This window comes from Isoptericola sp. NPDC060257 (assembly GCF_042726645.1).
GTDB lineage: Bacteria > Actinomycetota > Actinomycetes > Actinomycetales > Cellulomonadaceae > Isoptericola > Isoptericola nanjingensis.
The window spans coordinates 1-5,706 of the sequence record NZ_JBHXAW010000284.1 but is presented as its reverse complement, the minus strand read 5'-3'; the positions used below and the strand labels follow the sequence as shown (position 1 = coordinate 5,706).

The 5,706-nt window shown below is 75.8% G+C and carries 5 protein-coding genes; 1 reads left to right on the top strand and 4 read right to left on the bottom strand.

Features of this window, described 5'->3' with window-relative positions; all coding sequences use genetic code 11:
• Window positions 1-17: 17 nt before the first annotated feature.
• The 4 genes from ACFWEK_RS18140 to ACFWEK_RS18125 are packed head-to-tail and all read right to left on the bottom strand — an operon-like array spanning window position 18 to window position 5,043.
• A complete protein-coding gene (locus ACFWEK_RS18140) occupies window positions 18-659 on the bottom strand; it encodes a nucleoside/nucleotide kinase family protein (protein ID WP_430554932.1) in 642 nt (213 codons plus the stop codon).
• Window positions 656-1,630, bottom strand: a complete 975-nt coding sequence (locus tag ACFWEK_RS18135; protein WP_430554931.1) for a PfkB family carbohydrate kinase — start codon at window positions 1,628-1,630, stop codon at window positions 656-658. Before ACFWEK_RS18135 ends, ACFWEK_RS18140 begins: the two co-directional genes overlap by 4 nt.
• A 31-nt stretch (window positions 1,631-1,661) precedes the next feature.
• Window positions 1,662-2,723 carry an L-glyceraldehyde 3-phosphate reductase gene (gene mgrA, locus ACFWEK_RS18130; RefSeq protein WP_430547687.1) on the bottom strand — a complete coding sequence of 354 codons (1,062 nt, stop codon included), beginning with the start codon at window positions 2,721-2,723 and terminating at the stop codon, window positions 1,662-1,664.
• A gap of 43 nt (window positions 2,724-2,766) precedes the next feature.
• Entirely contained in the window at window positions 2,767-5,043 is a 2,277-nt protein-coding gene (locus ACFWEK_RS18125) for an LLM class flavin-dependent oxidoreductase (RefSeq protein ID WP_430554930.1), read from the bottom strand.
• Window positions 5,044-5,155: 112 nt separating this feature from the next.
• Between ACFWEK_RS18125 and ACFWEK_RS18120 the strand changes: the two genes are divergently transcribed.
• Entirely contained in the window at window positions 5,156-5,677 is a 522-nt protein-coding gene (locus ACFWEK_RS18120) for a MarR family winged helix-turn-helix transcriptional regulator (RefSeq protein ID WP_430554929.1), read from the top strand.
• The last annotated feature ends 29 nt before the right edge of the window (window positions 5,678-5,706 follow it).

Here is a 5,706-nt window from a genome sequence, read left to right as displayed (position 1 = left end):
GATCGCTTGCTCGAAGGTCAGTCGGTCCAGCGGACGACGAGGTCGGCGCCGTCCCGCGTCGCCCGGATGAGCTCGGCGTTGACCTGGTCCGAGCCGCGCGCCCAGCGGCGGGCGTCGTCGCGGCTCTTGCCGAAGGCGTGGTGGCGCTCCTCCAGCCGGGCGAGGCGGACGTCGTCGGGCGCGTCGAGGTACCAGACCTCGGTCATGCCGGCCCGGGCGGCGGGCCACGCGCCGGTCGGCGCGAGCAGGTAGTTCCCCTCCGTCACGACCAGCGGCACGTCCGACGGCACGGCCACCCCGGCCGCGACGGGCTCCTCGATCTCGCGGCGGAAGACCGGCGCGTAGACCGGCGGGTCGCCGGGCCGCGCGTCGGCGAGGCGGGCGACCAGCGCCGCGTACCCGGCGTCGTCGAACGTGTCGATCGCGCCCTTGCGCTCCCGCCGGCCGAGGTCCGCCAGGACGGCGTTCGACAGGTGGTAGCCGTCCATCCCGACCTCGACGGCGAGCGCCGGCCCGAGCCCGTCGACGACCGCGCGAGCGAGCGTCGACTTGCCTGCACCCGGCGCACCGACGATCCCGAGGACCCGTCGCTCGCCGGGTACCGCCAGCCGTCGGGCGCGTGCGACGAGCTCCGCCGTCGTCTCCGCGACCGCCGTCACCCCTCGTCCCGCGAGCTGTCGGACCCGGGTCGGTCCCTACCCCCGTGCGGCTCTGACAGCTCGGGGAGGTGGGCGAGCCAGGCCCGCGGTCCGACCTTCCCGACGCGCACGCTCGCGACGCGCACCGCGGCGGCGCAGGCGTCCGCCAGCCCGGCCCCGCGGGCGAGCGCCACGGCCAGCGCGCCGTGGAACGCGTCGCCCGCGCCGAGAGTGTCCTGCACGTCGACCGTCGGCACGGGCACGGTGCCGCGCTCGCCGACCTCGACGGTGCCGTCGTCGCGCCGGCGCGGCAGGGCCCAGGTCACCGGGTCGCCGCCGTGCGTGACGACGGCGGCCCCCGCCCCGAGCAGCAGCGCGCCGTGCGTGGCGTCGGTCGCGCCGGGCGCGACGTCCCGCGGCACGGTGAGGTCGGCGCTGAGGGCCGCGACGTCCGCGGCGGGCAGCAGCTCGGCGAACACGGGCCGCCACCGGCCGCCGTCCACCACGATCAGCGGCCGGGGACGCAGGCCGTCGACGTGCGCGAGCACGGCCCGGGCGATCTCCGGGTGATGGCCGTCGAAGAGGACGACGTCCGGCCGCGGCAGGCCCGCGAGCGCGTCGGGCCGCGGCGCGGGCACCTCGACGAGCGAGGCGTCGGGCGAGACCACCGACCGCTCGCCCGTCGCGGCGTCGACGAGGACCGCCGAGACGGCGAGCGGGAACTCCTCGTCCGGGCCGGCGACGTCGTGCACCTCCACCTCCCGGTCGTCGAGGTCGGCCCGCACCGCCTGCGCGATCGGCCCGGCGCCGAGCGCGCTGACGAGGATCGCGTGCGTCTCGAGGGCGGCCGCCGTGACGGCGGCGTTGGCCGCCGGGCCGCCGGCCGCGACGTCCTGCCGCGACGCGGTCACCTTCTCGTTCGCGCCCGGTCGTCCCGACGCCCGGTGCACGACGTCGAGCGTCGTCAGCCCGACGAACCAGCAGACCACCATCGGTCCCCCTCTCTCCGTCGTCGGCGTTCGGTCAGCGGCCGGTGCCGTCCACGGCGTGCGGCTCGATGGCGGCGATCTCGTCGTCGGTGAGCGCCGGCGCGGACAGCGCGGCCACGTTGTCCTCGAGCTGCGCCACGGACGAGGCGCCGATGAGCGCCGACGTCACGCGCGCGTCGCGCAGCACCCACGACAGGGCGAGCTGCGCGAGCGTCTGGCCGCGACCCTCCGCGACGGCGTTCAGCGCCCGCGCCCGGTCGAGGTAGGTGTCGGTGAGGTTCGACGACGACAGGAACGGCGAGTCGCTGCGCGCGGCGCGCGAGCCCTCCGGCGCCGAGCCGCCCAGGTAGCGCCCCGTGAGCAGGCCCTGCGCCAGCGGGGAGAAGACGATCGTGCCGACCCCGAGGTCCTCGACGACGTCGAGCAGCGACTCGCTCTGGTGGCCGTCGTAGGCGTCGTCGCGGTCGGCGATCTCCACGTGCCGGTTGAACATCGAGTAGCTGGGCTGGTGGATGAGCAGCGGCACGCCCAGGTCGGCGAGCACCTGCGCGGCCTCACGCGTGCGCGACGGCGAGTAGTTGGAGACGCCGACGTACGTCGCCTTGCCCTGCTGGACGGCGGACGCGAGCGCGCCCATCGTCTCGGTGAGCGGCGTCGAGGGGTCGGGCCGGTGGTGGTAGAAGACGTCGACGTGGTCCAGACCCATCCGGGTCAGCGACTGGTCGAGCGAGGAGAGCAGGTACTTGCGGGACCCGTGGTCGCCGTACGGGCCGGGCCACATGTCGTAGCCCGCCTTCGTGGAGATGACGAGCTCGTCGCGGTACGGCGCGAGGTCTTTCGCCAGGTGGCGGCCGAAGTTCTCCTCCGCCGAGCCGTACGGCGGGCCGTAGTTGTTGGCCAGGTCGAAGTGGGTGATGCCCAGGTCGAACGCCCGGCGCAGGATGGCGCGCTGCGTGTCGAACGGGTTCACGTCGCCGAAGTTGTGCCACAGGCCCAGCGACAGGGCGGGCAGGTCGAGACCGGAGCGCCCGGTGCGGCGGTAGGTCATCGACTCGTAGCGGGCGTCGTCGGCCAGGTACCGAGGTGCGAGAGGCATGACTCCATCCTCGCGCACCCGGCCGACGCGCCGCGCGCCCCGCTCACTCCGCCGGCGGCACCGGGAAGTTGGCGCGGAACACGTTGTCCGGGTCCCAGTCCCGCTTCACCTCGCGCAGCCGGGTGAGCGTGGGCTCGGGGAAGGCGTCGACGAGCCGGGCGGGCCGGGTGTCCGTGTCGAACGAGAGGTAGAGCCCGTCCGTGCACGGCGCCATGACGTCGTCCCACACGGCGTCGAGCCTGGTCTGCGACGACGACATCGCCGACAGCAGGAAGTTCTGGTGCCGGTGCGCGTACGCCGTCGCGCCCTCGTCGACGTCGTTCGCGGCGCCGCCGGTGGCGCGCACCTGCAGGAAGTACGCCTCCCCGGACAGCGCGAGCTTCTCGAACGCACGGGCGGTCGCGGTGTCCAGGTGCGCCACCAGCCCCGAGCGCACGGCGGGGTCGCCGCCGCCCTGGTGGTGCTTCTCCCCCGCCTGCACGACGCCCGCGTAGGGCAGCAGGTACGCCTGGTGGCCCAGCAGCGGCCCGGCGCCGGCCAGCCGCTCGAGCTGCTCGACGGCGGCGTCCGTGTCGTCGCCCGCCCACACGGTCATGAGCTGGGCGACCGGGCCCTCCCCACGACGTCCCGGCGACAGGATGAGGAAGCTCGTGAGCTCCCGCGGCGCGGACTCGACGACGGCGCCCCACCGCTCGAGGGTCCCCGCGACGTCGGACGCGTCGAGCGTCATCTGGGAGAACACGACGGCGCCCTGGTCCCCCAGCGCCATCGCCTCGATCTCCACCCACGTCACGACGCCCAGGTTGCCGCCGGCGCCGCGCAGTCCCCAGAAGAGGTCCGGGTTCTCGTCGGCGGACGCCCGCACCACGCGCCCGTCCGCCGTGACCACCTCCGCCGCGACGACGTGGTCGATCGTCAGCCCGTACAGGCGGCCGAGGAAGCCGACGCCGCCGGCGGTGGCCAGCCCGCCCACGCCGACGCCGCCGGAGTCGCCGGAGCTGATCGCCCAGCCGCGCGGCGCGAGCACCTCGGCGACGCGCCCCCACGTGGCGCCCACCCCGACGCGCACGCGCCGGGTGGCCTCGTCGACCACCTGGACCTGGTCCAGCGCGCCCAGGTCGACGACGATCCCGCCGTCGTTGGTCGACCGGCCGCTGATGCCGTGCCCGCCGGAACGCACGCCGAGCGGCACGTCCTGCGTGCGCGCCCAGGCGATCGCCTCGGCGACCTCCGCCGTCGTGCGCGGCCGCAGGACCAGGCCGGGCGCGCCGGAGCGCAGGTAGTTGTGCCGCACCGCGTCGTACGCGCGGTCGCCGGGCTCGACGGCGGACGCGGCCAGCGCCGCGGGCACCGCGGCGTAGTCGATGCCGGGCCGGCGCAGCGCGAGGGCCCGCCCGCCGCGCTGCGTGGCGGCGGGCGCCGTGCCCGACGTCGCCCGCTCGCGCGCCACCAGCTCGCGGACCGCGGGCGCGACCTCCTGGCCGTAGACCTGGATGAGGGTCGGGTCGTCGGCGGCGAGGATGACGGTGCCGATGCCGTCCTCGAGCGCGAGGGCCGCCAGCTCGTCGACCCACTGCTCCACCGGCCCCTGCAGGAAGCCCTGCGGCTGCGCGGTCACCGCGCCCTGCACGTTGAGCAGGCGGCGGATCTCGGCCGGATGGCGGCCCGCCTCCTCGGCGGCCTCGTCGATGATCGCGTGCCCGCGTTGCAGGTCACCGTCCTTGAGGTAGGCGAGCGACGGCAGCCAGCCGTCGGCCTTGCGGGCGATGAGGCGGAGCATCCGGGGCTTGAGCGCGCCGAGCCAGATCGGGACGTCGTGGGCGGGCTCGGGCCCGCGCTTGGCGCCGACGACGCGGTGGTGGTCGCCCTCGACCCGCAGCGCGCGCCGCTCCCGGCCGTCCCAGAGGCCGCGGACGATGTCGAGCGCCTCCTCGAGCGCGTCGACGGACTCCCCCGGGGTCAGGCGGGTGCCGCCCATCGCGACGATCGGGTCCCAGAACCCGCCCGCGCCGAGGCCGAGCGCGGCGCGGCCGCCGGAGAGCAGGTCGAGGGACGCGACGGCGCGCGCCAGCACGGCGGGCGGCCGCAGCGGCAGGTTGAGCACGTTGCCCGCGACGGTCACCCGCTCGGTCTGCGCGGCCACCCACGACAGCAGCGTCCAGGTGTCGAGGAACCCGGGCTGGTACGGGTGGTCTTGGAACGTCACCAGGTCGAGCCCGGCCGCCTCGGTGACCTGCGCGAGGCGCACCGGCTGCTGCGGGTCGCGGTTCGTAGGGGTGAGGAACGTGCCGAAGACCAGGTCGTGGCCGTAGTCCGTCATGCGGGACCTTTCGCGGGAGGACCGCTCCCGTCGTCCGGGAGATAGTCTGTCACACAGACGATATCAGCGGCAACTCTTCTGGGGAGCCGCGCATTCCGCTTACGATGGCACCGTGAGCACCACCGCCGACCCCACGCGCAGCACCACGGAGACCGCCGCCGGCCCGGACGCCCCGTCCCCGCTGGGCTGGTCGCTGGCCGCGCTGCTGCGCGAGTGGAGCGCCCGCGTCGCCGCCGCCTGCGCCGACGTCCCGCACGGCGGGCGCGGCTACGAGGTCCTCGCCGCCGTCACCCACGACGCGCCGCCCACCCAGGCGGCGCTCGCCGCCCGGCTCGGCATCGACCGCACCGTGATGACCTACCTGCTCGACGAGCTGGCCGGCTGCGGTCTCGTCGAGCGGCAGCCCGACCCGGCCGACCGGCGCGCCCGCCGGATCGTCGTGACGAACCACGGCCGGGCCGTGCTCGCCGACCTCGACGCCCGCGTGCGCGTCGCGGAGGACGAGCTGCTCGCCGGGCTGGACGACGCCGAGCGCGACGCCCTGCGTCATCTGCTCGTGCGCGCCGCCACCGGCGCCGCGCCGGGCGACGACCGGTGCGCCGTCGTCGCGCGCGTCGTCGACCCGTCCGCCTGACCCTGCGAGAACCCTTCGAGAAAGCGATC